Source organism: Salipiger sp. PrR007 (assembly GCF_010499845.1).
Taxonomy (GTDB): domain Bacteria; phylum Pseudomonadota; class Alphaproteobacteria; order Rhodobacterales; family Rhodobacteraceae; genus Salipiger; species Salipiger pacificus_A.
The window spans coordinates 93760-120337 of record NZ_JAAGOZ010000050.1 but is presented as its reverse complement, the minus strand read 5'-3'; the positions used below and the strand labels follow the sequence as shown (position 1 = coordinate 120337).

General features: G+C 65.4%; 25 protein-coding genes and 1 tRNA gene. 9 read left to right on the top strand and 17 right to left on the bottom strand.

Translation table 11 applies throughout. From position 1 onward, the window contains the following. Positions 1-95: 95 nt before the first annotated feature. The 5 genes from G0Q01_RS19615 to G0Q01_RS19595 form a co-directional block, all read right to left on the bottom strand. On the bottom strand, positions 96-2054 hold the full coding sequence (locus G0Q01_RS19615; protein WP_235940277.1) for a multiheme c-type cytochrome: 1959 nt from the start codon (positions 2052-2054) through the stop codon (positions 96-98). A gap of 127 nt (positions 2055-2181) precedes the next feature. Continuing rightward, entirely contained in the window at positions 2182-2802 is a 621-nt protein-coding gene (locus G0Q01_RS19610; protein WP_164191887.1) for an SH3 domain-containing protein, read from the bottom strand. Continuing rightward, positions 2799-3824, bottom strand: coding sequence for a L,D-transpeptidase (locus G0Q01_RS19605; protein WP_164191884.1), 1026 nt, complete (start codon positions 3822-3824; stop codon positions 2799-2801). Before G0Q01_RS19605 ends, G0Q01_RS19610 begins: the two co-directional genes overlap by 4 nt. 210 nt (positions 3825-4034) lie before the next feature. Then, positions 4035-4346, bottom strand: coding sequence for a hypothetical protein (locus G0Q01_RS19600; RefSeq protein WP_164191881.1), 312 nt, complete (start codon positions 4344-4346; stop codon positions 4035-4037). Positions 4347-4452: 106 nt separating this feature from the next. Then, positions 4453-4818 (bottom strand): GlsB/YeaQ/YmgE family stress response membrane protein, encoded by a 366-nt coding sequence (locus G0Q01_RS19595; protein ID WP_235940276.1) that lies wholly within the window; start codon positions 4816-4818, stop codon positions 4453-4455. Positions 4819-5331: 513 nt separating this feature from the next. On the opposite strand from G0Q01_RS19595, the gene G0Q01_RS19590 reads away from it, so the two are divergent. Beyond that, entirely contained in the window at positions 5332-6789 is a 1458-nt protein-coding gene (locus tag G0Q01_RS19590) for a DUF2252 domain-containing protein (protein ID WP_108965040.1), read from the top strand. A 12-nt stretch (positions 6790-6801) separates the two neighbouring features. On the opposite strand, the gene G0Q01_RS19585 is transcribed toward G0Q01_RS19590, so the two are convergent. From G0Q01_RS19585 to G0Q01_RS19560, 6 genes are all read right to left on the bottom strand, one after another. Continuing rightward, positions 6802-7983, bottom strand: coding sequence for a GAK system CofD-like protein (locus G0Q01_RS19585; protein ID WP_164191878.1), 1182 nt, complete (start codon positions 7981-7983; stop codon positions 6802-6804). Positions 7984-8119: 136 nt separating this feature from the next. Then, the gene (locus G0Q01_RS19580) at positions 8120-8458 is read right to left on the bottom strand and encodes a YciI family protein (protein WP_164191875.1); all 339 of its coding nucleotides are present in this window, start codon (positions 8456-8458) and stop codon (positions 8120-8122) included. A 123-nt stretch (positions 8459-8581) separates the two neighbouring features. After that, positions 8582-9010, bottom strand: a complete 429-nt coding sequence (locus G0Q01_RS19575; RefSeq protein WP_164191872.1) for a TIGR01244 family sulfur transferase — start codon at positions 9008-9010, stop codon at positions 8582-8584. A 10-nt stretch (positions 9011-9020) separates the two neighbouring features. Next, positions 9021-9473 carry a DUF6691 family protein gene (locus G0Q01_RS19570; RefSeq protein WP_164191854.1) on the bottom strand — a complete coding sequence of 151 codons (453 nt, stop codon included), beginning with the start codon at positions 9471-9473 and terminating at the stop codon, positions 9021-9023. A gap of 1 nt (position 9474) precedes the next feature. After that, positions 9475-9903, bottom strand: coding sequence for a YeeE/YedE family protein (locus G0Q01_RS19565; protein WP_164191851.1), 429 nt, complete (start codon positions 9901-9903; stop codon positions 9475-9477). 114 nt (positions 9904-10017) lie between these two features. Continuing rightward, the gene (locus tag G0Q01_RS19560; RefSeq protein WP_164192348.1) at positions 10018-10881 is read right to left on the bottom strand and encodes an MBL fold metallo-hydrolase; all 864 of its coding nucleotides are present in this window, start codon (positions 10879-10881) and stop codon (positions 10018-10020) included. Between the two features lie 374 nt (positions 10882-11255). Between G0Q01_RS19560 and G0Q01_RS19555 the strand changes: the two genes are divergently transcribed. Both G0Q01_RS19555 and G0Q01_RS19550 read left to right on the top strand, forming a co-directional pair. Then, complete coding sequence (locus G0Q01_RS19555) at positions 11256-11468, top strand: hypothetical protein (protein ID WP_164191848.1); 213 nt, start codon at positions 11256-11258, stop codon at positions 11466-11468. Positions 11469-11592: 124 nt separating this feature from the next. Next, positions 11593-13641: an enoyl-CoA hydratase-related protein gene (locus G0Q01_RS19550; RefSeq protein WP_164191845.1), complete on the top strand. Its 2049-nt coding sequence runs from the start codon at positions 11593-11595 to the stop codon at positions 13639-13641. A 10-nt stretch (positions 13642-13651) separates the two neighbouring features. On the opposite strand, the gene G0Q01_RS19545 is transcribed toward G0Q01_RS19550, so the two are convergent. Beyond that, entirely contained in the window at positions 13652-13867 is a 216-nt protein-coding gene (locus tag G0Q01_RS19545; RefSeq protein WP_164191842.1) for a hypothetical protein, read from the bottom strand. A gap of 179 nt (positions 13868-14046) precedes the next feature. Between G0Q01_RS19545 and G0Q01_RS19540 the strand changes: the two genes are divergently transcribed. After that, positions 14047-14304, top strand: a complete 258-nt coding sequence (locus tag G0Q01_RS19540) for a DUF2312 domain-containing protein (RefSeq protein ID WP_108965049.1) — start codon at positions 14047-14049, stop codon at positions 14302-14304. 159 nt (positions 14305-14463) lie between these two features. Here the strand turns inward: G0Q01_RS19540 and G0Q01_RS19535 are convergent, their stop codons facing one another. Next, complete coding sequence (locus G0Q01_RS19535) at positions 14464-15345, bottom strand: hypothetical protein (protein WP_164191839.1); 882 nt, start codon at positions 15343-15345, stop codon at positions 14464-14466. A gap of 95 nt (positions 15346-15440) precedes the next feature. Here G0Q01_RS19535 and G0Q01_RS19530 point away from each other — a divergent pair, with 95 nt between their 5' ends. Together G0Q01_RS19530 and G0Q01_RS19525 are read left to right on the top strand one after the other, a co-directional pair. Further along, positions 15441-17108, top strand: coding sequence for an iron ABC transporter permease (locus tag G0Q01_RS19530; RefSeq protein ID WP_164213750.1), 1668 nt, complete (start codon positions 15441-15443; stop codon positions 17106-17108). Positions 17109-17157: 49 nt separating this feature from the next. Next, positions 17158-17233 (top strand) — tRNA-Thr (locus tag G0Q01_RS19525). On the opposite strand, the gene G0Q01_RS27385 is transcribed toward G0Q01_RS19525, so the two are convergent. Further along, positions 17196-18701: a recombinase family protein gene (locus tag G0Q01_RS27385; protein ID WP_370526772.1), complete on the bottom strand. Its 1506-nt coding sequence runs from the start codon at positions 18699-18701 to the stop codon at positions 17196-17198. The two genes, G0Q01_RS19525 and G0Q01_RS27385, sit on opposite strands and share 38 nt — an antisense overlap. Positions 18702-18790: 89 nt before the next feature. After that, entirely contained in the window at positions 18791-19042 is a 252-nt protein-coding gene (locus G0Q01_RS19510; RefSeq protein WP_164213748.1) for a hypothetical protein, read from the bottom strand. Positions 19043-19560: 518 nt separating this feature from the next. Here G0Q01_RS19510 and G0Q01_RS19505 point away from each other — a divergent pair. Beyond that, on the top strand, positions 19561-22032 hold the full coding sequence (locus G0Q01_RS19505; RefSeq protein WP_164213747.1) for a DEAD/DEAH box helicase: 2472 nt from the start codon (positions 19561-19563) through the stop codon (positions 22030-22032). 287 nt (positions 22033-22319) lie between these two features. Here the strand turns inward: G0Q01_RS19505 and G0Q01_RS27380 are convergent, their stop codons facing one another. Both G0Q01_RS27380 and purU read right to left on the bottom strand, forming a co-directional pair. Continuing rightward, positions 22320-22595 carry a helix-turn-helix domain-containing protein gene (locus G0Q01_RS27380; RefSeq protein WP_370457188.1) on the bottom strand — a complete coding sequence of 92 codons (276 nt, stop codon included), beginning with the start codon at positions 22593-22595 and terminating at the stop codon, positions 22320-22322. Between the two features lie 175 nt (positions 22596-22770). Beyond that, positions 22771-23658, bottom strand: coding sequence for a formyltetrahydrofolate deformylase (gene purU / locus G0Q01_RS19495; protein ID WP_164191831.1), 888 nt, complete (start codon positions 23656-23658; stop codon positions 22771-22773). Between the two features lie 337 nt (positions 23659-23995). On the opposite strand from purU, the gene G0Q01_RS19490 reads away from it, so the two are divergent. Both G0Q01_RS19490 and G0Q01_RS19485 read left to right on the top strand, forming a co-directional pair. Continuing rightward, positions 23996-25729: a sugar phosphorylase gene (locus G0Q01_RS19490; RefSeq protein WP_164213746.1), complete on the top strand. Its 1734-nt coding sequence runs from the start codon at positions 23996-23998 to the stop codon at positions 25727-25729. 170 nt (positions 25730-25899) lie between these two features. Continuing rightward, a complete protein-coding gene (locus G0Q01_RS19485) occupies positions 25900-26520 on the top strand; it encodes a DedA family protein (RefSeq protein WP_164213745.1) in 621 nt (206 codons plus the stop codon). The last annotated feature ends 58 nt before the right edge of the window (positions 26521-26578 follow it).

Below are 26578 nucleotides of genomic sequence, written 5' to 3'. Positions count from 1 at the left end.
CGCCCGCCCTGTCTCTTGGGTCCAAATATCCCGGGGGAGAGCCGCAAAGTGGCATGGGCGGAGCCCCCTTTTGCCCGACGGGACGCCTAGTCCGCCTAGTCGGCCGAGGGCGGGGGCATCAGGTCCATCTCCTCGCCGGTCAACTCGCGGCGCATCATCTGCAGGGTCATATTGTCGGGGGTCTTCTCCAGCGCCTCGTTCAGCAGCGCACGGCCGCGGGTCTCGTCGCCCGAGGCAAAGGCGATGCGGACCTGCATGATCCAGGCGTCGGTGAGCTGCGGGTCGAGCCGGGTCGCCTCGGCAAAGGCATTGGCGGCGGCGGGCAAGTTGCGCATCACCAGGGCCATGCCGCCCATCTGCAAGTGGGTTTCCGGGAAATCGAGACGGCTGGCCATCGAGGCCTGCCATTCGTCAAAGGCGCCGCGCAGCGCCTGTTCGTAGCGGCCGGGCATATGGGCAATCTGCGCGTCGAGCATCGATTGCGCCGCGGCCATGCGCACCGAGCGCGAGGGGTCCGAGAGCGATTGCATGATCCGCGGCGCGCGCTCCATGGCCGGGGCGGAGCGCTGCAGCCGGACGGCGGCGCTGCGCACCAGCGGGTCAGGGTCCCTGAGCAGCGACTCCAGCGCCGCGGCCTCGGCGGGGTCGCCCGCCTGCTCGAGCAGGTAGATCGCCGTGGCGCGCACGATGCCGGCCATGTCGCTGTCCTGCGAGAGGCTGCGCAGCTCGGGCGCGGCGCGGGCGGGGTCGCGGCGGCCATGGGCGAGCACCTCGCCGAAATGCGGGCCGCGGTGGGTGCTTTCGGGGAACCACTCCTCGAGCTTGGCGGCGGCCCATTCGGGGCTCTGGTCCTCGTGGCAGGTGGTGCAGGCATCGGGGGCGCCGGTCTCGGCGTTCAGATCGGGGCGCGGGATGCGGAAGGAATGGTCCGCCCGCCAGTCGTTGCCCATGTAGACGCGCTCGACCATGTGGCAGTTCTTGCACTCCGCGCCCGCCGAGCCCTCGGGGTGGTGCGTGTGCTCGGGCCCGTCGAAGACCTTGAGCGGCAGCGAGGGGAACTCGGGGTTGCCCGCCGGGCTGTGGCACTGGGCGCAGACGGCATTGCCCTCGGCGATCAGCTCGGCCTCATGCGGCAGGTGGCAGTTCGAGCAGCTGACGCCCTTGGCATACATCTTCGATTGCAGGAAGGAGCCGTAGACATAGACCTCGTCGAGGATCTGCCCGTCGGCCTCATAGGCGCCCTCGCGGAGCAGCGAAAGATTGTAGGTGTCGTGGTAGGGCGTGCCGGGCACCGGGTTGCCGTCGAGATAGGGTTCGCGCCGGGAATGACACGAGGCGCACTGTTCGATCATCTGCGCGGGCTGCGACATGTCGACAGTGAACCCATGTGCGGGGGGCGGCGCCTCCTGCGTGGTCTCGTAGGTTTCCGCCCAGTCTACATGAGCCGAACCGGGGCCGTGGCAGGCCTCGCAACCGACGCCGATCTCGACCTGCGTCGAGGCGAAGCTGCGGGCCTGCGGGTCGTAATTGGCCTCGAAGCCCGTCGCATGGCAGGCGGCACATCGGCTGTTCCAGGTCTTGTAGGGGCCGGTCCAGTGCAGTCCGTCGCCCGGGACGTAGTTCTGCTGCGGGTAGAGGTGGAACCAACCGCCCTTTTCGGTGTCCCAGACCACGTCGAAACTTTGCAGGCGGCCCGGCTCGGTCTCGAGGATGTATTGCTGCAGCGGCTCGACGCCGATCACCGAATGCACGTCGTATTCGGTGGTCACCCCGTCTCGCTCGGTGACGCTGACATGGGGCGTGCCGTCCTCCTTGAGACTGAAGCGCGCCTGCATGTCGCCGAGCGTGAACTGGGTGCCGTCGAAATTCGCGCGGATGGTGTCCGCGGTTGGTTCGGTCCAGGCGAGCGCATGGTGCGAGCCCTCCCAGGCTGCCCCGGCGGCCTCGTGGCAGGTGATGCAGCGCTCGGAGCCGAGGTAGTCCTGGGCGAGAGCGGACGACGCGCCCAGGGCCAGCGCGAGAGGCATCAGAAGGCGGGCGAGTCGGTGCAGCATGCAATTGGATCCGGAGTAAAAATTTAAGGCGGAAAAACGACTTGGCGCGCGCGGGCACGTCAGGCCCGATCCTTTCCGAGGGAGGTCGCTGCGTCAACCCTCGGCGAGGGCCTCACGGCGGCGTGGGTCAGTCGAGGCTGATCAGGAGCTGCCAGTCGCCGCCTGCGCCGCTGCGGTCGGCGAGGCGGATCAGAAGGTCCCCGCCCTCGGGCAGGACCAAGGTGATCGGGGCTGCGGCGTCGCCGCGGGCGAGCAGCGTGGCGGGACGCACGAAGGCGGCAAAGCCGATGTTGCCGGGCGCTTCGAGCGAGAGCGTCACCGCCTGGTCCGACGGCGCGCTGGTGATCAGATCGAGAATGCCGCCCACGGCCAAAGTGCCGTAGGTGAGACCGCCGCGCAGCTCGAGCTGCGCGGTTTCGGTCGCGGGCACGGCGGGGCTGCTCAGCGCCGCCGGGTCCGCCCCGGCGAAAGGCGCGAGATAACCCGCCGCGACCCAGCCGGCGCGGGCGCCGTCGAGGCTCTGCAGCTGGCACCAGGGTTGCGGGTCCTCGACGCACCCGAGGTTGCGCAGGAGCGCGCCGGGGTCGAGCTCGGTGATCACCGGCGCCTCGGTCGAGGGGGCGCCGCGCATCCGCAGGCTGCCGTCGCTGGTGACATAGACGAAGGCACTCTGCGGCGGCGGGGTGGGTTGTGCCTGCAGCGGCGCGGCCAGTGGCAGGGCGACAAGCAAAGCGCGGGGGAGGCTCATGGCCGTGAGGCTTCCTCTGGGTCCGGCGAGCGCAGCAGCCCGCTCTGCATGATGACGAAGCCGCGCTCAGAGCGGCGGTCGGGGGTGGCGGCGATGTCGGAGATCACCAGCGTCAGCCCGGGGTGGGCGTAGCTCAGCAATCGCTCGCGGGTGACCGGGGTCAGCACGAGCCGATCAAGAATGCTCGTTTCCGGCTGCAGTGGGCGCTCCGGGTCCGGCTGGTGGGTGACGCCGAGCCAACGCAGCCGGCCCTGCTCGGCGGCGCTCAACACCAGCACGTGCTCGCCAAGCGGTCGCTCGTCCTCGAGCAGGAAGCTCTCGGTCAGCACCTCGCGTCCATCGCGCAGAAGGGTGATGCGCCGGTCGGGCGAGGTGACCAGTGCGGTGGTGATCGGGAACGGATCAGACGGGTCCCACTCCTCTGGCCAGTCCGCAGGGCGGCGGCGCACCTCGAGCTCGCGCACCGCGCTGTCGAGCTCGGCCTCGCTCAGTCGCGCCAGCACGAAGCCGGGGTGGATCAACTCCCACGGATCGCTGCTGTGGCCCGAAACGATGACCGGCGTGCCGAGATGGGTGATCTCGAAAAGCCGCCTCGAGAAGTCTTCCGGCAGGCGCACGCAGCCATGCGAGGCCGGGTAGCCCGGCAGGTTGCCTGCATGCAGCGCGATACCGTCCCAGGTGAGCCGCTGCATGTTGGGCATGGGCGCGTCATTGTAGAGCGAGGAGCGGTGGTCGACATCCTTTTGCAGGATGGTGAAGACGCCGGTCGGGGTTTCGTGCCCCTGCATGCCCGAGGTGCAGGTCGACACGGCGATGCGCAGCCCGTTGCGATAGACGTGTACCCGCTGCTCGTGCAGCGAGACGATCACCGCCACCGGGCCTCGCGGGGCGCGTTCGGGGTGCCAGGTGAACTCGCCGGGAAGCATGCGGTCGATCGCCAGCGGCAGCTCCTGCGCCCGGGCTACAGGGGCGAGCGCAAGCGCGGCACCCCCGGCGCGCAGCAGGCTGCGGCGGGTCAGCATGTGGGAACTCGTCGGCGCGGGGGCGGCAAGCGCGGGAAGGGCGGCGGGCGGTTGGGCATCAATAGGTTGGGGTCTCGTCGCACGCGAAGGAGGAGTCGGTCGGATCGGCAGAGCCCGAGCGCCACGCGCCGGGGCAGTGCCCGGCTCAGGGCGCCCGCGCGGCCCGCGTGGCGCGGACTGCGGGGCGACCCCTGCCGCGGCGGGGCCCTGTCAGCCCTCGGTCATATGTGGTTCGGCCATGATCTCGCCGGTGCTGCCATCGGGGTAGGCGATGCAGTCCCAATGCGTGCGGTCGTCGCCGACGCGGGCTTTCACCATGGTGCCGACATCGGAGGTCTCCGAGCTGATCAGCGCGATGTCCGTGGTTCCGGCAGCCTTGGCAATGTCGCGCAGGCAGGCCGACTCGGCCTCGGTCGCGGGGCGCATGCCGGCCGTAGGCTCTTCCGAGCCGCCGCAGGCGCCGAGCGCCGCGAGAACGGCAAGACCGAAGGTGGCCCTGGCAAATCTGTCGAGGTTGATCATGTCGGTCAGTCTCCCATTGTGTCGAAGAACCCGCCTCTGCCGCCAAGGCCGAGGCTTGGGCGTGCTGCCCTCCCGCCCGCGCACGGCGGGCGGGAGACCTCTGGTCTCACCGCGCCGCGCCGCGGATGAGGCGGACGATGAGAATGAGGATGATTGCGCCGATCACCGCGGCGATGATCGAGGGGATAAGCCCGGCGCCGAAGGAGACACCGATCATCGGGAACAGCCAGCCGGCAAGGAGCGCGCCGCCAATGCCGAGGATGATGTCCATCACCAGGCCCGATCCGCCGCCCTTCATGATGACGCTGGCGAGCCAGCCGACGATGGCGCCGATGATCAGGGTGATGATCAGCCCCACCAGCGCGTTGCCGCCGCTGGCCATGGCGTCTCCGGTCGTGGTCCCGGTGGTCTCCTGCGCCCAGGCAGGCGGCGCGGCCAGCGCGGCGGCGGCGAGGAAGTGGAATTTTCTCATGATGTCGTCTCCTTGCGTGAAAGCGCGCGGGCTGCGCGGGGTCTGCCTTGGGGGCCGGTCGCAGCGCGGCGAACCCCGGCGGGGCGAAAGTCTTGGAGAGGAGCGAAAGGACGGAGGCCCGGCTGCGCGCCGGGTGGGGCGTCTGCCGGGGCGGGCGACACTCCTGCCGGCGCGGAACGGGTCGCCCAGGCGGCGCAGGAAAGGTCGGATCGGGCTGCAGTCAACATAGTCCACCCTTGAAATCTTGCACCCTTGAAGCGGTCCCGGAGCGGCGCGCTGATACGGCTGGATCGGAGACGGACGAGGGGCGCTGCGGCAACGGGCAACTGGGTAAAACGTTTGATTCGAAAGAAATTCGCACGGGATAACGGCATCAGGTTACCGGAAATACCCGGAATGATATCATACATTCGAGAAATATCTTTTTCCGGCGGAACTCTGCCGGACGATTGGCTCGGAACCCGGGCGGCGTGCTTCAGGTTGGAAGGTCAGCCAGGCCGCACGGAGCACACGATGAGCACGACGCCGAAAACCAAGCCGCAGGAGCCCGCGAAGGCGCGCAAGAAGACCTCGTCGGAGGAGGCCGCAACGTCGGGCGCGGCGGAGCCGGTCGGCGAGATGCGCCATCGCACCGAGGCCTACGCCCGGCTCGCGCGCCGGGCCGATGCCGAGGCCGCGGTGTTCCGCCCTCGCGATCTGACCGGCCAGGCACGGCGGCTGCACGTGCGCAGCACGATCATCGAGGACCACATGGTGCGGATCGACCAGAAGGCGGCGGGGGCTGACGAGAAGTTCCGCGTATTGTCGACGTCCTTTTTCTCGTTCTTCCGAGGCACCTCGCTGCTCTTTCACCGCGACATGGCGGGGGAGGATGCGCGCATGCCGACCGTGCTCTGTCTCGGCGATGTACACCCTGGCAACTTTGGCATCATGCCCAATGCGGACAATGTGCCGATCTTCGGGGTGAATGATTTCGACGACGTGATCTACGGTCCCTTCGTCTGGGATCTCAAGCGCGGTGCCGCCGGGTTCATGATCGCCGCCGAGGTCGAGGGTGGGCTCAGCCGCAAGAAGCAGCGCAAGATCGCTCGCCACTTCCTCAAGGGATACCGCTCAGGGATGGCCTTCTTTGCCGAGCACAACACCGAGCTCCATGTCGAGATGCGCGAGGACAATTGCCCCGAGATCATCCGCCCGCTCTTCGGCAAGGCCGCGCGTTCGCGCGAACATTGGCTCGGCAAGCGCTACCTTGAAGAGACCGGCCGCGGCTTCCGAGCCAACGCGGAACTGACCCCGGTGAGCAGCCGCATCAATGAGTTCCAGAAGCTGGTCAAGGCCCTCGCCGGCCAGAACGGCATTGAGGCGGGCGGGAGGCATGGCCCGCTCAAGGTCAAGGACGTGGCGATGCGGCATGGGCAGGGCACGGCCTCTCTGGGGTTGCCACGCTATTACGTGCTGCTCGAAGGGCCCTCCGGGGATGCCCGAGACGACATCATCATCGAGTTCAAGAAGGCACGACGCTCGGCGCTCGAGGGGCTGGTGCCAGCGCATGATTTCGACGCCGGGGACCAGGGCGACCGGATCGCCCACGGCCAGTCGGTGCATCTCGCGCAGGGCGACGTCTTCTACGGCAATGTCGAGATCGAGGGCGAGAGTTTCATGTCGCGTGAGCGCGCGCCCTTCCGCAACGATGCCGATCTGGATGATCTGTCGAAGAAGGCTTGGAAGCGCTACGCCTATGCCTGCGGGCGGGCACTGGCGCAGGCCCACGCGCGGTCTGACGATCTTGGCCAGCTCGACTACGACATCGAGCCGGCGATCCTGCAGGCGATGGAACCGGCGAAACTCTTCATCGACGATATCCTGTGCTTTGCCGAGGAAGCCGTGGAACGGCTGCGCCGCGACCACGAGATGTTCCGGCGGGATTTGGCGCTTGGGGCCTTTGAGGTGACCGAAAAGCGCTACCGCTGAGGCCGCTTGCCCTCAGACCATCGATACCAGCGCGGCGCACATCAATTCGCGATCGTAGCGCTCGGGCTCGTCGGTGACCAGCGGCAGACGGTGGCAGGGGATGCCATGGCGTGCGGTGACCTCGGCGCAGGCCGCGGGGTCCTCGGAGGCGTCGCAGAGCACATGGGTCATAAGGCGCGTGCTCGGCACATCCATGCCAGCATCGGCGCGCAGCGGGGCGAGGATCGCGGCCACCCGCTCCGCCAGACCCAGCCCCAGCGCCTCGGGGTCGGTACCGAGGCTCGGGACATAGACCTTGGGCACCTCGCAGCGCGCGATGGTCCGCCCCACGCCTGCGGGCAGCAGGTTGGCGATCACCGAGGAGAAAAGGCTCCCGGGCGGGTAGCAGATGAGATCTGCCTGCCGGATCAGCTTGCGATTGCGCTTGGGCAGCGGCACCGAGCCCGACAGAACCTCCTTGTCGTGCGCGCTGAGAAACAGCCGCACGATGGGGCTGTCGATCGGCGGTGCCTCCTTGCCGCTGATCTGGCGCTGGCCGTGGATTTGCCGCCCGTCGGCCAGTTCGACGCCGAGCTGCAGGTTGCAATCGACCACGCCGCGCACGGTGCCGCGCACATCGACCATCTTCGACATCAGAAACAGCACCGGCTCCAGCAGCCGTCCATGCGCGAGATAGCCTCCGGCGAGGATGAGGTTGCCGATGCTGGCATTGCGGAAGTCGAAATCCATCGGCGCCGCGACGAGGAAGGCGCGCAGGAAGTCGCGGATCAGCAGGCCGATGGGGCTGGAGACCGCCTTGACCAGCGGGTGGCTGCCGGCGACCATCGCCTCGACCTCGGCGCGCAGCGGGGCGTTCGGCACCGCCTTGGGCATCCTGTGGCTGAAAAGCGCGTAGATGTCCGGCTGGCCAAGCTCGCTCTCGTCGGCCAGCGCCATGAGGCGGCTGCGCAGATCGCCCACTGCGGGCATGTCGAAGGCCTCACGCAGGACCTGACTGCTGCCGCCGCTGTCGAAGGGGGTGATCAGATGGGCCGAATTGTAGGTGTAGCGCTTCAACGCACGCGAGATTTTGTTGAGTGCGCTGCCGCCGCTGAAGAACAGCAGCCGCGGGCCGAGGTGCGGTGCGCTGAGCGAGCGCGCGACGCGCAGGTCGTCGGGCAGCTCGGCGCTGCGCTGGAGGGTGATCTTGGTCATCCGGCCACTCGCTCTGGTCTCCGCCCTGTCGCGGGTCGCCGCGAACCTTGCCAGAGGCGGAGGCCGCTGCGAAGGCCTCCTGCGGGCTGCAGCGGATTTTTTCCTGTCCGTTGGGCCGTTTGCGGGGTGGGTATTGTCAGCTTTCTGGGTCGTACATGAATTCGCGCAGCTCCTGCGGGCAGCGGCAGGCCTGCGCGATCCGGCGCGCCCAGTCCAGCGCCTCCAGCCGCGTCGGCACCTCGAGCACGGTAAAGCCGCCGTTCAGGAAGCTGCCCTGATAGATCTCGGCTGACACGCTGCCATCGCCCGAGACCAGCACCGGGGCTACGCTCTCATCGAGCCCACCGCCGAAGACGTAGACGCCGGCGGCCTTGGCCTCCTCGATCACCGCATGCGAGGCCGCGACCACCTCGGGGAATTCCTCGTCGGTGATTTGCATGGCTTCGGCCGGGAACGAGATGAGAAATTTGGTCATGAGGCAGGGTGCCTTGCCGCCTGGATTGAAACAAGTGGTCAGAGGCTGCCCGGGCGGGCGAAAAACCTTCCATACGCAAAAGGCCGCCCATGGGGCGGCCCTTCGGGTCATATCGGCTCGAGGTCAGCCGCGCTCGGCGATGGCGTCCAGCGTCGGGCGCATCCCGTCGAGCGCGTAGCCCGCCTTGGCGGTGGACAGCAGGATGTCGTCGGTCGGCATCTTGCCGGCCTGGCCCATGGCCCAGACCGTGGCGCAGCGGGTGCCCGATCGGCAGTAGGCGAAGACCGGGCCGGGGGCGTTCTCGATCAGCGCGGCCTGCTCGGCCACGAGGTCGAGCGTCAGCCCGTCGTGGGTCACCGGCAGCACGGCGAACTCCATGCCGGCGGCGCGCACGGCGGCGCCGATGGTCTCTGCCTGCAGTTCGGGCGGGACTTCGCCGTCGGGCCGGTTGCAGATGACCAGGGTGAAGCCGGCCTCGGCGAGCGCGGGAACATCCTCCACCGCAATCTGCGGCGAGACGGTGTAGCGGGGGGTGATGTGGTTCAGATCCATGGCCAAACGGTTATTCCGCCGCCACGGGGTTGTCGAGTCTCCTGCGCAGGGCAGGGGCCACGGCCATGCCGGTGAGCATCGCCGCGACAAAGATATAGAGCCCGGTGCCGCCGTAGCTCAGCGAGGCGATGGACGGGCCGGGGCAGAGCCCGGCGAGACCCCAGCCGATGCCGAAAAGCACCGAGCCGATCACCAGCTTGCGGTCGATCCGCGTGCCGGGCTGCGGCGGCAGCGGCGTGCCAAGCGCGGCGCGCGTCCGGCCACGGGCGACGAGCCAGGCGATTGCCATGGGGATCATCGCGCCGCCCATGACGAAGGCCAGCGTCGGATCCCAGGCGCCGAAGACATCGAGCCAGCCCTGCACCTTGGCGGTGTCGGTCATGCCCGACAGGAAAAGGCCAGCGCCGAAGAGACCGCCGGCGACGAGGGCGAAAAACAGGCGGGCCGGAGAGGAATTGCCCATGTCAGATCACTCCCAGCAGGTGACGGAAGATAACCACGCCGACACCGCCGGCGAGGATGTAGCAGCAGGTTGCGACGAAGCCGCGCAACGACAGGCGGGACATGCCGCAGACACCGTGGCCCGAGGTGCAGCCATTGGCCAGCCGCGTGCCGACGCCGACCAGCAGGCCGGCGGCGACAAGCACGGGAATGTTGTCAGTGATGTGGGTGTCGACCGCGCCGCCATAGAACGGCAGCAGCAGGATCGGCAGAAGGATCACCCCCGCAAGGAAGCTCAGACGCTCCCACTTGCTGTCGCCAGCCGAGCCGTCGACCAAGGCGCCGATGATGCCCGAGGCGCCCATGATCCGTCCGTTGATGAGCAGGTAGACCGCCCCGCCGATGCCGATCAGCAAGCCGCCGATCAGGCCCCAAATCCAGTCGAGTGGCATTCGCAGTTCCTTTGTCACGCGGCGGCCCCGGGAGGTGACCGCTGTTCTTTATGAGGGGGACGCGCCCCGTCTGGAGGCGGAGCGCGCGGGTATCCATGTGGTGGTCTTGCGACGTCAGAGTTTGTTGACCGGGACCTTGAGGAAGACGTCTCCCTTTTCGTCGGGCGGCGGCATCCGGCCGGCGCGCATGTTCACCTGCAACGACGGGATGATCAGCTTGGGCATCGCAAGGGTCGCGTCGCGCGCGTCGCGCATCTTGACGAACTCCTCGGCGGACTTGCCGCTGCCGACGTGGATGTTGAGCGCCTTCTGTTCGCCCACGGTGGTCTCCCAGGCGTAGGCGTCGCGGCCCGGCGCTTTGTAGTCATGGCCGACGAAGATGCGGGTCTCGTCCGGCAGCGCCAGGATCTTCTGGATCGACGCAAAGAGCGTTTCCGACGAGCCGCCGGGGAAGTCGCAGCGGGCGGTGCCGAAGTCGGGCATGAAGAGCGTGTCGCCGACGAAGGCGGCATCGCCGATCACGTAGGTCAGGCAGGCCGGCGTATGGCCCGGCGTGTGCAGCACGTCGCCGCGCAGCTGGCCGATGTGGAAGCTGTCGCCCTCCTCGAAGAGCCGGTCGAACTGCGAGCCGTCCCGCTGGAATTCGGTGCCCTCGTTGAACACCTTGCCGAAGGTGTCCTGCACCACGGTGATGCGCTCGCCGATGCCGATCTTGCCGCCCAGCTCGCGCTGGATGTAGGGCGCGGCCGAAAGGTGGTCGGCGTGCACGTGGCTCTCGAGCAGCCAGTCGACCTTGTAGCCCTTCTCCTTGACGAAGGAGATGATGGCATCGGCCGAACGGGTGTCGGTGCGGCCCGAGGCGTAATCAAAGTCGAGCACGCTGTCGACGATCGCGCAGGCGCTGCCAGCCGGGTCGCGCACGACGTAGGAGATGGTGTTGGTGGCCTCGTCGAAGAAGGCGGTGACCTCAGGTGTCATCATGGAATGATCCTCCGTTTGACGTTCATATAGATAAAACTGAATGTGTGTTCAAGGATTCGTTGCGATTGACCCATATCATGGTCATCATCGGCGTGTTGGTGCAGGATGGTCTGCGTTCAGACGGGGTCTGCCGTGCCCCTCGAACCCGGTCTCCCGGACGCATCGACCCGGGAGGATTGCAAGCGAATTCAAGGCTTGCACGGGGCGCCCGTCGCTCCCTGCAGAGCCGCGGTCGTGCTTGGCGCCGCCTTCGGGCGGCGATTCGGCAGGACCGGAAAACAGCTGCCGGAGCCGGTCCGCGGCTCCGCCACAGGCATGGCCCGGCCAAAGAGCCTCTCTGGCTGAGCGCCCCGACACGGAGGAGACGTGTGATGGATGACAGACTGAAAGCCCGCCTCGAAACGGTTGAACGCGCGCTGGCCGAGGCGCAGGGCGCCGAACATGCCGCGCTCCTGGCGGAACTCGAGCGGCTCGCGGGCGAGGCGCGGGCGCGCGGAATGCCGCTGCCGTCCCACGTCCGGGATCGGCTACGCTCCGAAGTCGACGCCGAGCTCGAGGCGCGCTTCGACAACATGCCGATCTGATCGGCAGGTCCCTGCCTGCGACAGTCGCAGGCACCACCGCCGCGCGGCCGGAAAGGGCGGCGCGGCGGATTCTCGTCTTGCCGCGCCTTTCGGAACCCACTAGCTCGCGGGGATGCCTCAGGGCATGACGAAAGGGACGGGCTGCGGGGCGTTTGCGCTCGCGCCCGCGGGCAAGCGGAAAGGCGGGCAGATGGCGCAGGCGGCAGGCGCGGTTGAGGTGCGGATCGGCGAGGGGATCGCCTGGCTGGTCATGACCGGAGAGGCGGCCAACCGGTTGACGCCCGAACTGCGCGGCGCGCTTCTCACCGAACTTGCCCGGGCCGAGGCCGACCCCGCCGTCGCCTGCATCGTGTTGCAGGGGGCGGGGGCCTGTTTCTCCGAAGGTGATGATCCAACCGAGCTCGAAGGCCCCCATGCCACCCCCGATCCCGCCACGCTCTGCCGCCGGGTCGAGGCCTGCGCCAAGCCGGTGATCGCTGCGATGCACGGGGCGGCACTTGGCACCGGCGCCGAGCTGGCGCTGGCCGCGCACTACCGGATCGCCGCGCCGGGCACGCGCTTTGGACTGCCCAACGTCGCGCTGGGGCTGACGCCCGCCGCCGGGGCCAGCCAGCGGCTGCCGCGGCTGGTCGGCGCCGGGCAGGCGCTGGACCTCATGCTTTCGGGGCAGGCCATAACGCTCGAGGCGGCGCCCGCGGGGCTCATTGACCATCTCGCCAGGGGCCCGATCGAGGAAGAGACCCGCGCCTTCTGTGCCGAGCTGCGCGCCGAGGGGCTGGGGCCGCGCCCCGCCGCGCAGCGCCGCGAGGGGTTTGCCGTGCCGCTGGCCTATCAGCAGGCGGTCGCCGCCCGCCGCGCCAAGGTCGCCGGCGGCGGCAATCCCGCCCCGCCCGAGATCGTCGCGGCGGTCGAAGCGGCGCAGCTGCTGCCCTTTGCGGGCGGGCTGGAGTTCGAGGCCGACGCCTATGAGACCTGCCGCGAGACCGAGGCCAGCGCCGCGCTGCGCGCGGTTGCCGCCGCCGAGCGCGCTGCCGCATCTGCCATGACACCGGCGCGCCGCGCGCCGCACCGCGTTGCTGTGCTGGGAGAGGGGCCACTGGCCCTGCCGCTGGTGCAGGCGCTTCTGCCGGTCGCGGCGGGGGTCGATTGGGGCTGCGACGCGCCGGGCGTGCTGCACGACGGGGTGATCGCCCTGCACCGGCGGCTCGAGGCGGCGCGGCAGGGCGGGAGCATCGCCGAGGAGGAAGTCGAGGAACGCCTGTCGCGCTTGCGCGTCGGCGCCCCGGCCGACATGGCGCGCAGTGCCGGGTGTATCCTGCTGGCGGGGCCGGGTCAGCGCGAGGTGGCGGCGCCCGCGGGGGTCAGCCGACTCGTCGCTTACCCGGGACGGGTGCGCGAGGTCGGGCTGCGCTTCGCTCCGGCGCCGCTTGGCGCGAGGCTGGTCGAGGTGATCGCCGGGCCAGAAGCGCAGGTCGAGCAGATCGCCGAGGCAGAGGCGCTGGCGCAGCAGATGGGCTGCCTCGCGATCCGCGTCCGCTCGGGGGGCGAGAGCCTTGGCGGGCGCCTCTTCGACGCGTGGTGCCGCGCCGCGGATGCGCTGGTGGACATGGGCCAGAGTCCCGAGGCGATCGATGCCGCCTGCCGTGACTGGGGCTGGCGCCGCGGGCCTTTCCTGCGCCGCGACCAGATGGGGCTGTCGCGTCTCGGCGCGCAGACCCGGGCCGAGGGCGCGGTGAACTGGGCCAGCGCGCTTGCCGAGAGCGGGCGCATGGGCCGCGAGAATGGCGCGGGCTTCTACGACTGGACCGAAGCGGGTGTGCCTCTGGCCAGCGCCGAGGTCGACGCCCTTGTCGTCGCCCGCCGTCCGGCTGCCCCGGCACTGCCGGCAGATATGCTGCGCCTGCTGCTGATCGGCGCCATGGCCAACGAAGGCGCGCGGATGTTGGCCGCGGGCATGCTGCGCCGCGCTTCCGATCTCGATCTGGTGGCGCTGGAGGTGCTCGAGATGCCGCGCTGGCGTGGCGGGCCGATGTTGGCGGCGCTGCGCATGGGCGCGCGGGCGGTGCGCGAGGCGCTGGCGGCGGTGGCGCATCCCGACCGCGCCTTCTGGGCGCCGCACCCGCTTTGGGACGATCTGGTCACCACCGGCGGTGCGGACTGGCCCCAGCGGTAGACCTGTGGGCTCAGCCGAGCAGGATGCCGACCATCACCATCGCAAGGCCGAAGACCGACAGCAGCAGCGTTGCCATGTTCAGCGGCACGATCTTGCGCATCACCTCGCGCAGCCCGTCGTCATCGAGCCCGGCGCGCTTGGCGCTCCAGACCTTGATGATGCATCCGAAAAGCCCCAGAAGCCCCGCGAGCGAGACCGCCGCACCCAGCCAGATCAGCCATTCCATGGCGCACTATCCTCTGTTCGCGCCGCCCGTCGGCGCTTTCGGGGCGGGTACTGCATCGCCGCCCGCCTCGCAACCCTCGGCGGCATCTGCCCGGCGCGCCGGATCGGGCTTGATGAGGGCGGCGCCGGGGGGTAGTCAAACCGGCGATACCGGCAGAAAACCAGGCAGGAGTTGACGAGATGCAGGACAATGGGTCCGACGCCTATGGCGTCGCCGCAGGCGAGCTGAAGCAGTTCATCGAGCGCTTCGAGCGGCTCGAGCTCGAAAAGAAGGAAATCGCCGACCAGCAGAAAGAGGTCATGGCCGAGGCAAAGGGCCGCGGCTACGACACCAAGGTGATGCGCAAGGTCATCGCGCTGCGCAAGCGCGACAAGGACGACATCGCCGAGGAAGAGGCCGTGCTCGAGATGTACAAGGCCGCGCTCGGCATGGACTGAGCCGCCGCGCCAGCCCCCTCGAACATCCCGGACCGGGGCGCGGGCCCCGGTCCCTCCCGGAGGGAAGACCTCCCCGTCTTTTTCCTGACATAACTATCCCGGCGGAGCCGCGCGGCGGCAGGGGCGGAGCCCCCGGATCCTCCGGATGCGGCCACGCGTTCAGGGCGTCAGCACCCGCACCCCGTCCATCTGTGCCATCTGCCAAACGTCCTCGTCGTAGAGCCCGGTCAGCATGTCCACATAGGCGGCGTCCCATCCCGGCATGTCGAGCTCTTCCTCCATCACCCCGGGCAGGGCGTATTTCTCAAGGAAGGCGGTCATGACCCGGCGTTTCTGCGCTTCGCTGACCATGGGGTTCTCGCGCAGGAAGCCGCGGAAGCGCTGCATCGCCTCGGGGCTGACGAGTTCGGAGAAGATGTCGAAGCTGCCGGTGATCTTCCGCTCGGCTGCGATCCCCGCCGCCTCGCGCAGGATTTGCCCCCAGAGCAGCGGCGTGTCCTCGTTGCACCAGAGCGTGATCGGCACACCGGGCAGAGCGCGCCGCAGCCGCATCACGAGATCGGACCAGCGCAGCTTCATCGGGTCGGCGCCCGACAGGAAACTCTCGAGCGTCTCGTGCGGCGTGGCGCGCAGCATGGCCGGCAGCCATGTGGCGAAATCGCGCAGCCCGAAGAAGATCTGCAGCTCATCCCCCTCGAACAGCCGGGCGATCGCCTGCAGCCGCCGCTCGGCCTTGCGGTAGAGCGTGCCACCCTCCAGCGCGAGCTTGGGCACCGAAAAGAGCGTCTCGTGGCTGAGGATGAGCCGGGAGACCTGTCCGGGATCCTCGCTGAGGATGGCGTCCAGCAGCACCTCGCGCGCCTCGGGGGTTGGCTTCTCGGCGCCGAGGGCGCTGATGGCTTCCGACAGGAGCATGCGGTAGCGCGACGGGCCGGGAACGGCGATGCCCTCGCGGTGAAGCTCGCCTGCGTTGCGCAGCAGTCCCCTGAGCAGGCGATCCTCGTCCGTGCATTGCGCGCCGATATGGAGAATGACCTGCATGACCTGCACTTTCGGTTACCAACGGCAGGGACTATACCCGGATCAGAGCCAAGGAAAACCGCGCGCCGCCCGGGGCGGATCACGAAGGAGCCCTCATGAGCCTTGCCGACAACAGCGCCCCGCGCCGTGCCCGCCTGTCGCTGGCGCGCGCCTTGCCGAACCCCTGGTCGCTCGGCGCCGCCCTGATCGCCGCCGTGGTTATCGCGCCGATCCTTGCGGTGCTCTGGATCGCGCTGTTTCCCTCGGAAAACATCTGGCCGCATCTAATCTCGACGACCCTGCCGCGCTATTTCGGCAATACGCTGAAGCTGATGGCGGGCGTCGGGCTTCTGGCGGGGGCGGCAGGCTCGGGCGCCGCCTGGCTAGTGGCGCGCTACGAGTTCCCGGGGCGGCGCTGTCTCGAATGGCTGCTGCTGCTTCCGCTGGCGATCCCGGCCTATGTGGGGGCCTACGCGCTGGTCGATTTCCTCGAATATGCCGGGCCGGTGCAGACCGGGCTGCGCGAGATTTTCGGCTGGAAAACCTCGCGCGACTACTGGTTCCCCGAGATCCGCTCGATGGGGGCGGCGATCATCGTGCTCTCGGCGGCGCTTTACCCTTACGTCTACCTGCTGGCCCGCAACGCCTTCCGCGAGCAGCCGGGCAGCGCCGACGAGGTCGCGCGCTCGCTGGGGCAGGGCGCTTTTGCCCGGTTCTGGCGGGTCGGCCTGCCACTCGCCCGCCCGGCGATCGCGGCGGGCATGGCAATCGCCATGATGGAGGCGGTGAACGATTTCGGCACCGTGGATTACTTTTCTGTGCAGACGCTGACCACCGGCATCTTCAGCGTCTGGCTGCAAAGCAACAACGCCGGCGGCGCGGCCCAGATTGCCGGGACGGTGCTGGCGCTGGTCATCGTGCTGGTGCTGCTCGAGAAGGGATCGCGCCGCCGCATGCGCTTTTTCAACCTCTCCTCGCGCCACCGGCCGGTGGCGCGTACCGCGCTGCGCGGTGCCACCGGCTGGGGGGCGAGCCTGGCCTGCGTCATCCCCTTCGGCATGGGGTTCGTGCTGCCCGCCTGGGTGATCCTCGGCCACGCGATCGACAACGCCCAGGCATGGGCCGACCCGCGGCTCTGGCAGGCCGGGGTCCACACGCTCACCGTCGGCAGTATCGCGGCGGTGCTGACCGTGCTCGGCGGGGTCTTCCTGGTGTACGGCGTGCGGCTTTCGGGGCGGCAACTCCCGCGGCTGCTGCTGCCGGTCTCGACCATCGGCTACGCCGCGCCCGGCGCGGTGCTGGGCGTTGGTATCCTGATCCCGCTCGCGGCGGTGGACCACGCGCTGGCGGATACGGTCGAGGCGGTCACCGGCATCGATATCGGCCTCGTGCTCACAGGCTCGGCCTTTGCGCTGGTGCTCTCCTATTTCGTGCGCTTCTTCGCCATCGCGCAGGGCGCGGCAGATGCGGCGATGGCGCGGATCTCGCCCAATCTCGCCCGTGCCGCGCGCTCGCTCGGCCGCACCCAGGGCCAGACCCTGCGCGAGGTCTACGTGCCGCTGATGCGCGGCTCCGTCGCCTCGGCCTTGTTGCTGGTCTTCGTGGATTGCGTCAAGGAACTGCCGGCGACGCTGCTGCTGCGCCCGTTCAACTATGAGACCCTCGCCACGCGGGTGCACGACCAGGCCTCGCTGGAAAACCTCGGAGGCGCCGCCCCGGCGGCGGTTCTGGTGATTGGCGTGGGGCTTTCTGCGGTCGGTCTTCTGGCACGCGCAAATCGCTGAATCGCTCTTGCACAAGGGGGCGAAGCTGGCATATGCCTCTGCGCACGGTGCCCCTATAGCTCAGCTGGTAGAGCAACTGATTTGTAATCAGTAGGTCCGCGGTTCGAGTCCGTGTGGGGGCACCATCTTCAAATCCGATCTCTCCAAGAACCCTAAGGCCTTGAAGGGATAGGTGGTTTCTCCGGTTCGAACTCCCGTTTTTCGCGACACCGTCAACGGTGAAGGGTAAATCAAACGGATGACAGTTCGCTTCGTTGGAGTGTCTCCTTTTTTCCATATTTCGTAGGGGTTTGCGAGAAACCGCATCGAGTGTTCGAACATTTCGTCGAACGGTCTCTGTGGGCCCGAGGTTCTGTCGGCTTCTTCCCTTAGCAAAATCTTCTCTCTCTCGAGTTCATCAATTCGGTTCTCGTAGGCGGAAATCGTTCTATTGTTCTGAGTTTCCACGAGACGCTTGAGCAGTTTCTCGACATCCCTTTCGATCTGACGAATTTTCGTGTTGAGGCGCTGGCTCTCAGTGGCGGAGGAGCGGGACCGCTCGTCCCATGCCTCCCGGAACATACGCTCTGCGAGTTCGAACGTGGTTCGAGCAGGAACCAAACGCTTCAATCCTTCACTGAATTCCGCTTCCAGCTTGTCACGCGGGATCGACTTGCCCTTCTCCGCACAACCTCGATAGCCGCACAGGTAATAGGGATACTTCGTGCCACTTCGACTCTTCGACCAACAGGAAGTGAGCCGATGGCCACAGCACTCACAGATCAGGAAGCCACGCAGAGGAAACTCTTCGCTGATGTCTTTCCGGGCGGGCGCGACGCTGCGTTCGCTGAGGCGGTCCAGAATGATCTGATGAGTGGAGTAACTGATCAGCGGCTCGTGCTTTGCCTCAATCAGCGGGATTTCAGACTTCTCGTGCTCGAGATAGCCAGCGTAGAGGGGATTGGTCAGCAGCCGTTTCACCTTATCGAAGTGAACCTCAGTGCCCCGGTAGCTCTTCGGAAACTCGGGCTTGGTGTCCAGAAACCGTTTGACCTCGGCTTGAGACTGAAACCGTCCAGCCGCAAAGCCTTCGAGTGCCTCCCTGACGATGCTCGCAAGGGGTTCGTCAGGAACAAGCCGCTTACCGTCATGGGACGTCTTCTCATATCGGTAGCCATAGGGCGGCCTGAAAATCCAGTACCCGTTCTTAAGTCGCGCCAGAGATCGACGTCTCGATTGCTCTGCATTCTGAAGGCGCTGGTGCTCCGCAATGGCCGCCCAGATCGTCTCAACGAAGCGTCCGGTGGCATCTTCACCAATCTTCTGGTTCGGCGACTCAATGATTGCTTGGGTTGCCGTGATCTTGTCGCGGAGTGATGCGTGAGCCTTCACATCCCGCGCCAAGCGAGAGAAGTCGTCGACGACGACCACATAGTCCGAGGTAGAAACTTTACCGAGGAAGGCGAGGAGAGCGTTCATGCCAGGCCGGTCTTCAAACTTACCCGAAATGACGTCAGTGAACACTTCGACCACTTCATAGCCGTTACGCTCGGCATAGTCTCGACAGGTTCGCTCCTGACTTGAGAGACCGGAGCCGTCACTGGTCTGCTTCATGGATGAAACGCGAGCGTAGATGACGCACTTCTTCTTCTGCATCGTGTCTGGGTGGGGGATAATCATTGGATTTCCTTTTCTGTGGTATTTCAGGAAGACTGGTTGGGAAAGTCAGCGGCGATGCGGACCAAGTTGCGGTTCTCGTTTGCTGCTCGCTGCGCCTGCTGTGCGGCAGAAACTCCGAACCCAAGATCAACAAATGCGGAAACGATAATTCCTAATGCCGCGATGAATTCCGGATCGCCCTGTTCAATGGGAGCCGGACCGGGCGTGTCCGGGGCGTTGGCGACTACCGGCTCTGGAGAAATGGGGTTGTGGCTACTCGAACCAATTTCAGTCATGTTCGAACCCTCCTTGCGTTTCGGATCGATGGTGTCGGCTGGATGCCTGACTGCCCCGATCATTACGCAGAGGCGATGTCTTGTAACTATATGTTTTAAATAAATTATTTTCGCACAATGTCAGCGAGCGTGACATGCGGAAAAGATCACATCGCGGGGACATTTCCCAAACAATTCCATGCACATCTGACCACGCGAGAAGTTCAAGTTGGAAAACCGCACATCAGCCGCAAGTTGCTGTGTCACGCTTCATGACACGGTTCGCAAAATGTCAGTAATACTTGCACGAATCAGTTGCCCCTCTTTGCCAAAAGGGGAGACGCACGCGACCAGATCGTACAGGTTGCCGAGCGTGGTTGAACGGCGGGACAAACGCACCCGAAGCGCCGGGCGTCTTCAGTTGTGTGAAAAAATCGTCCTTTCGGAAAAGTTGTGGTTGAGGCTGGTGTTCCCGATAACGGTAAGGTAGCCATATCGACGCATAACCTGTTGTTAACAAAGAGTTGAGGCGAAGCTCGATGGCCATCGATTTTTCGGACATGCTGGATGATGAGGAAGAACCAGTCCTTCACCCAAGGGATATCTTCTTCACGCTTCCGCGTAGTTCGGCGTTTTCGTTCCCGAGAGACATCCAAACGGAGGTTTGGAACAAATGGTTCGAGCGTCGGGACGAGAGTGACATTGTTGTTAAGTTGAACGTTGGCAGCGGGAAGACCCTTGTCGGTCTTCTGATGCTGCAGAGCGCGTTGAACGAAGGCGCCGGACCAGCCCTTTGGGTCTCGCCAAACAAGCAGCTTGCTGACCAAGTTTTGGCGGAGGCTGAAGCACTTGGAATTGCGACGACCGAAGACCCTCGAGACTCGGCGTATGCAACCGGCTCGGCAATTTGCGTTGTAAACGCCTACAAATTGTTTAACGGACGTTCGGTTTTTGGTGTTGGGAGAAGTGTCCTCAAGATTGGTGCCGTGGTCGTTGATGATGCGCACGCTTGTGTTTCAACCTTGAGTCAGCAATTCCGAACTTCGTTTAAAAATACTCATGACGCCTATCAGAGTATTATTGAAATTTTCGAAGAGGATTTGAAGGCAAGCGATGCACCGGCATTTCTCGAAGTGTCTTCGGGAGAACCTCGTGCCCACATGGAAGTGCCGTTCTGGTCTTGGCATTCCCACTACGATGAAGTTTTAACCGCACTCCACGCCCATCGTGAAGACGAAAGTTTCCAGTACGTCTATCCGTTTGTCAGTCGCTTGCTTCGCCAGTCTCGCTGCGTAATTGGCGGACAACGCCTCGAGATTGAGCCTCACTTCCCAGCGACTGATCTTGTTCGTTCGTTCCGGCGCGCTAAACGTCGCATCTACATGACCGCGACCATGGCTGATGATAGTGTTGTAGCGACCCACTTTGGCGCGTCAGCAGCCGATATCGGCAAGCCGATTGTCCCAACCTCGTCTCAATCCATGGGCGAACGGATGATCCTCATGCCCCAAGAACTGAATACCGATCTGCCGGGGGAAGATATTCGCGCGCTGCTCGAAGAGCTTTCGGAGGAAGTCAACGTCGTAGTCATCGTACCCTCGAAGCAAGCGTCAGAAGACTGGGAGGCCGTTGCGGACAGGATTCTCATCGGTGACGAGGTCTCTGAGGGAGTGGAAGAGCTGCGCGCTGGCCATGTTGGTCTCGTGGTACTTGTGAACCGTTATGACGGTATCGATCTCCCGGGCGACGCCTGCAGAGTACTCGCTGTGGTCGATCTTCCCGAGGTGACGGCCTTTGTAGACGATCTGGACAGTGATCTCTTGAGCGACACTGATGTGAACCTGCGTCGGCAGATTGAGCGCATCGAACAGGGTATGGGGCGAGGTGTCCGTTCAAATGAGGATCACTGTGCTGTGCTGCTGATTGGTTCGCGGCTGATATCCCATTTGCGTTCAAAGGCGGGGCAGGAGATGCTGACACCAGCCACGAAAGCGCAACTGACCCTTACTCGCAAGATTGCGGCTCGGTTGGATTCGCCCACAGCAAAAGAGATCTCGGGCGTGATCCGGCAGTGTCTAAACAGGGATCCCGGCTGGACTGCATTGAGCCGGAAAGCGCTTGTGAAACTGCAAGCAGATGATGAGCTTCGCTTGGATAAGACGAAGCTTGCGCTTCGTAGCGCGTTTGATTTGTCCCGCGACGAAAGGCAAAAGGAAGCTGTCGACGCTGTGAGCGTGGCGGTTAATGCTCAGACTGATCCTCAGGTCAAAGCTTGGCTACTCGCTCGAAAAGCCGCATTCCAACATCCGATTGATGCTGAGGCTGCTCAGAAGACACTTGCTGCTGCCCGTGACATTGATGATGCCGTCTTGAAGCCCATCTCTGGCGCACCCTACAAAAAGTTGGCACCTGCCACGCGGGAACAGGCGTCGAACTTAATCGCATTTCATGAATCCAGATTCATAGATGCCACGCAGCGGAATCTATTTGTGAATGGGTTGTGCACTGATTTGCGTTTCCTTCCCGGTACCGCGGATCGCTTTGAGGCTGCGATTGATGATCTCGCTGCATTCCTTGGGATCGCTGCGTATCGTCCTGAGAAAAAAGAGAAGGGGAAGACCGACAACCTGTGGGCGTTGGCGGACTCTTCATTCCTTGTCATTGAATGCAAAAATGAAGTTCTCGAAACGCGAGATTCGATCACCAAGACAGAAGCCGGTCAGTTAGGGCAGTCAATGGAATGGTTCCGCTTCCATTATCCAGCTTCAGTCGGCACTCCGGTAATGATTCATCCAACGAGAAAGTTGGCCACGGATGCCGAGTTAGTTTCTGGGATGAGGGTCATTGACAAGACCAAGCTGGAAAGTCTCAAGAAGAAACTTCGTGAGTTTGGCAAACAGCTTGGGGAACCATCAGTGGGATCGAGCCCTACCGAGGTTGCCCGACGGCTGGAGCAGTTTGGGTTCCGCGGCGAGCTGTTCTTGCAGACATTCACTCAGGCTCCTAAGTGACGTTCCCTAGGCCATAGCCTGTGCTTCGAGCGCGGCAGCCATGTTCTACGGCGCATGGTTGCCGCGCTAACGGGACTATAGCGATAGGGTTATTTGAAGACTGGACAGCTTGCTGTAGCGATCGTGTGAAAGCGATCTGCGCTTGGACGTAGCGATAGCGTTTTGATTAACTGAGTAACTCTCGCCATTTCATCAGCTCGGCCATCAACTGGTTCGAAGTTTCTCGCTTTAGGTGCACCATATTCCCGCCCAAGTTGCTGAAAAGGCAGGAAAGTGAAAGTCTGCCTCTACGGCATTCCCCCCGAAGTAGCCCCCCAAGCGCTCGCGCATTGCGACGCAACGTCTTGCAACACTTCGGTACGGCTTTCGAGGAATGTCTCGATCTCCGAGACTTTGAGCAGCGAAATCTCACCCTTCTTATAGATGCGAATCTGTCCGGCGGCTGCCCACCGGTAGAAGGTCACCCGGCGGATGCCAAAGACCTCCTGAGCCTGCGCCAGACGGACAGAGGTTCGATCGCTGCGGTCATTCCGGAAACGCCTTGTTGCGATGACATGCAACACCCTGAAACGGTGGGTAGGGGTGGCAGGATGGTGACGACAGTATTCCAAAAGCCCGAGGCTGGCCGCCCCCAGCGCCGGCTACGAAAACGCCCGCCTGGCACCTGCAGGCCGAATGAATTTCCGGGCAGGTGTTCCCCGGGGGCGCGCCGAAGGCTGGCCCCGGGGTCAACAGCCCTCAGCCCATCCGCTCGGAGCTGTAGGAGCCCGGCGAGGCGGGGAAGACGACGGTCTTGTCGCCGTTGAGGAACACCCGGCGGTGGGCATGGGCGTGGATGGCGCGGGCCAGCACCTGTGCCTCGACATCGCGGCCGAGCGAGACGTAGTCCTCGGGCGATTGCGCGTGGGTGACGCGCACGGTGTCCTGCTCGATGATCGGGCCTTCGTCGAGGTCCGCAGTGACGTAATGCGAGGTCGCCCCGATCAGCTTCACGCCGCGCTGGAACGCCTGCTTGTAGGGGTTTGCGCCCTTGAACGACGGCAGGAAACTGTGGTGGATGTTGATGATCCGCCCCGACATCTTGCGGCACATCTCGTCGCTGAGGATCTGCATGTAGCGGGCGAGCACGATCAGCTCGGCGCCCGACTCCTCGACCACCTGCATGATCGCCGCCTCGGCCTGCGGCTTGTTCTCGCGGGTCACCTTGATGCAGTGGAAGGGGATATCGGCGTTCACCACCACCTTCTGGTAGTCCATGTGGTTGGAGATCACCGCGACGATCTCGATCGGCAGCGCGCCGATGCGGCAGCGGTAGAGCAGGTCGTTCAGGCAATGCCCGAAGCGCGAAACCATCACCACGACCTTCATCTTGGTGGCCTCATCGTGGAAGGCGAACTCCATGCCGAACTCCTCGGCCACCGCGGCAAAGGCGGCCTCGAGCTCGGCCAGCTCCGCGCCGGTCTCACTGCGGAAGCTCACCCGCATGAAGAAGCTGCCGGTGCCGAGGTCGTCGAACTGGGCGCTGTCGGTGATGTTGCAGCCCTGCTCGGCGAGGAAGCCGGCGACGGCGGCGACGATGCCGCGGGTGGAGGGACAGTGCACGGTGAGGGCGTAGGAGGAACTCATGGGAGGGCGTTTCTTTTCTGGATTTGAGGCCTGGACAGATCGCTGCCGCCTGCGCCGGGCGAGGTCAAGCGGATTGCAGCCCGATCCTGCGGCAAGATCGGGCCGAAGCGTCGCGCTGGCGCGACATGTTTCCACGAGGATGCGACAGGGCCGCTTTCGGAAACTCTGCCCAATCTCCGGCCGCCGGGGGAGCGGGGCAGAGCGAAGAGGCCAGGCGCGGGGAGTAAACTCTTGTGAAAGCGGGGCTCATTGCTTACCCCAAGGGTAAGTGCCCGGAATTCCGTGCCGTCCCTGGCCTTCCGGTCCTCTCAACCCGGACCCGTCGAGACCCGTTTTCATGACCGAGACCTCCTTCAGCGCCCGCCTTTCGGAACTGCTCCACTTCATCTACCCCGACCTCAACGCCGACATCCTTTCCAGCCAGGTCATCGATGCCTTCTGGCCTGAAGCCAAGGGCCGCCGCCGACAGCCGCGCAAACCCGGCAACAACCTCTGGTCGCAGAAAGACGCGGTGCTGATCACCTACGGCGACAGCCTGATCGACGGCAACCACAAGCCGCTCGACCTGATGAACGACTTCCTGCTGCGGCGTATGAAGGGGGTGGTGAACGGGGTGCACATCCTGCCATTCTTCCCCTTCACCTCGGATGACGGCTTCGCGGTTACCGACTATCGCAAGGTGAACCCGCAGCTTGGCGACTGGGTCGACATCACCCGCATCGGCGACGAATTCCACCTGATGTCCGATCTGGTGCTCAACCACGTGTCCTCGCAGGGGGTCTGGTTCAACGCCTACCGTCAGGGGCAGAAACCCTATGACGGGTTCTTCTTCGAGGCCGAGCCCTCGGACGACCTGTCGATGGTGGTCCGGCCGCGCACCACGCCGCTGCTGCAGGAGGTCGAGACGGCGATGGGCACGCGCCACGTCTGGTGCACCTTCAGCCACGACCAGATCGACCTCGATTTCCGCAACCCCGAGGTGCTTTTGGAGATCCTGCGGATCATCCGCCTGCACGTCGACAGGGGCGTGCGGATCATCCGGCTCGATGCCGTCGCCTTCCTGTGGAAGGAGATCGGCACCAACTGCATCCACTTGCCGCAGACCCATGCGGTGATCCGGCTGTTGCGGCTGCTTGCCGACTACGCCACCGAAAGCATCATCCTGCTGACCGAGACCAATGTGCCCAAGGCCGAGAACCTGTCGTACTTCGGCAACCGCAACGAGGCGCATATGGTCTACAACTTCCCGCTGCCGCCGCTTGTGCTGCACGCGATGATGGCGGGGACGGCGAAATACCTCAACGACTGGCAGCGGGCGATGCCGCCGGCGCCGCTTGGCTGCGCCTATCTCAACTTCACCGCCAGCCACGACGGCATCGGCATGCGTCCCGCCGAGGGGCTGCTGCCGCCGGAAGAGGTGGCCCGGGTGATCGACACGGCGCGCGCGCTTGGCGGGCTTGCCTCGATGCGCTCGCTGCCCGGCGGCGGCGAGAGCGTCTACGAGCTCAACTGCGCGTTCTTCGCGGCCATGGCGAGGACCTACAAGGGCGAGGACGACAACCACCTCGCACGCTTCCTCTGCTCGCAGACCATCGTCATGTCGCTCGAAGGCATTCCGGCATTCTACATCCACTCGATGCTCGGAACGCCGAATGACATCGAGGCGGTGCAGCGGCGCGGCATGAACCGGGCGATCAACCGCCACCGTTGGAATTACGCGGAGCTCAACGCCCTGTTGGACGATCCCGAGACGGTGCACGCGCAGGTGCTCGAGATGCTCTCGGAGCGGCTGGCCCAGCGCTCGGCGCAGGCGGGCTTCCATCCCAATGCCACGCAGTTCACCCTCAATCTCGACGAACGGGTCTTCGGGCTATGGCGGCAATCTTTGGACCGGGCACAGTCGATCTTCGCGCTGCACAACTGCTCGGACGAGGAGGTGGTGATCCCGCACGAGGGGCTGAACCTCATCGCTGACGAACATTGGATCGACCTCTTGTCGGGCGAGACCATCGAGGCCGGGGCGGTTTCGCTGGCACCCTACCAGTGCCGATGGATCTCGAACCGCGGCTAGGGACTGGCGGGCGGCAGGCGATGGAAGGCCGAGAGGCGGCTCTGCCCCTGCGGCGCTGCGCGCGGGTCTTTCGTGATATCTTTCTCTGCTAGAGAGACCTATCTCGCAGATCGCGTGAACCCGGCGGCGGGCGGGCGCGTTGCGCTGTCAGACGTCAAGCGGAGGGCGATATGTTCGACTGGATCTCGGGGTTTGTCGACGCGGTGGGGGCGATCGGCATCGCCGTGCTGATGTTCCTCGAGAACGTCTTCCCACCCATCCCCTCCGAACTCATCATGCCGCTCGGCGGGTTCAACGCGGCCGCGGGGCGCGAGCACCTGCTTGCGGTGATCGTGGCGGGCTCGCTCGGCTCGCTTGCCGGCGCGCTCTTCTGGTACTGGATTGGACGGCGGCTCGGCACGCAGCGGCTGAAGCGGCTGGCGGCGCGGCACGGACGTTGGCTGACCATCCTGCCCGAAGATCTTGATCGCTCCAACGCGTGGTTCGACCGTCATGGCGGCAGCGCGGTGCTGATCGGGCGGCTCATCCCGACCGTGCGCACCTTCATTTCGGTCCCCGCCGGTGTGGCGCGGATGCCGATGGCGAGCTTCCTGGCCTTCACCACCGTTGGCACGGTGAGCTGGACGACGGTGCTCGCGATGGCGGGCTACCTGCTACAGGCGCAATACGGGCTGGTGGCAGGCTGGCTTGACCCGGTGTCGACGGCCGTCGTGGTGGGGATCGTCGGGCTCTACCTCTGGCGGGTCGCAACCTACGGTCGGCGCAAGCGGCGCAAGGCGGGCGAGGTCTAAGCGCCGGTATGAAAACGGGGCGCCCAGAGGCGCCCCGTTTCGCGTTTCCCGTGCCGCG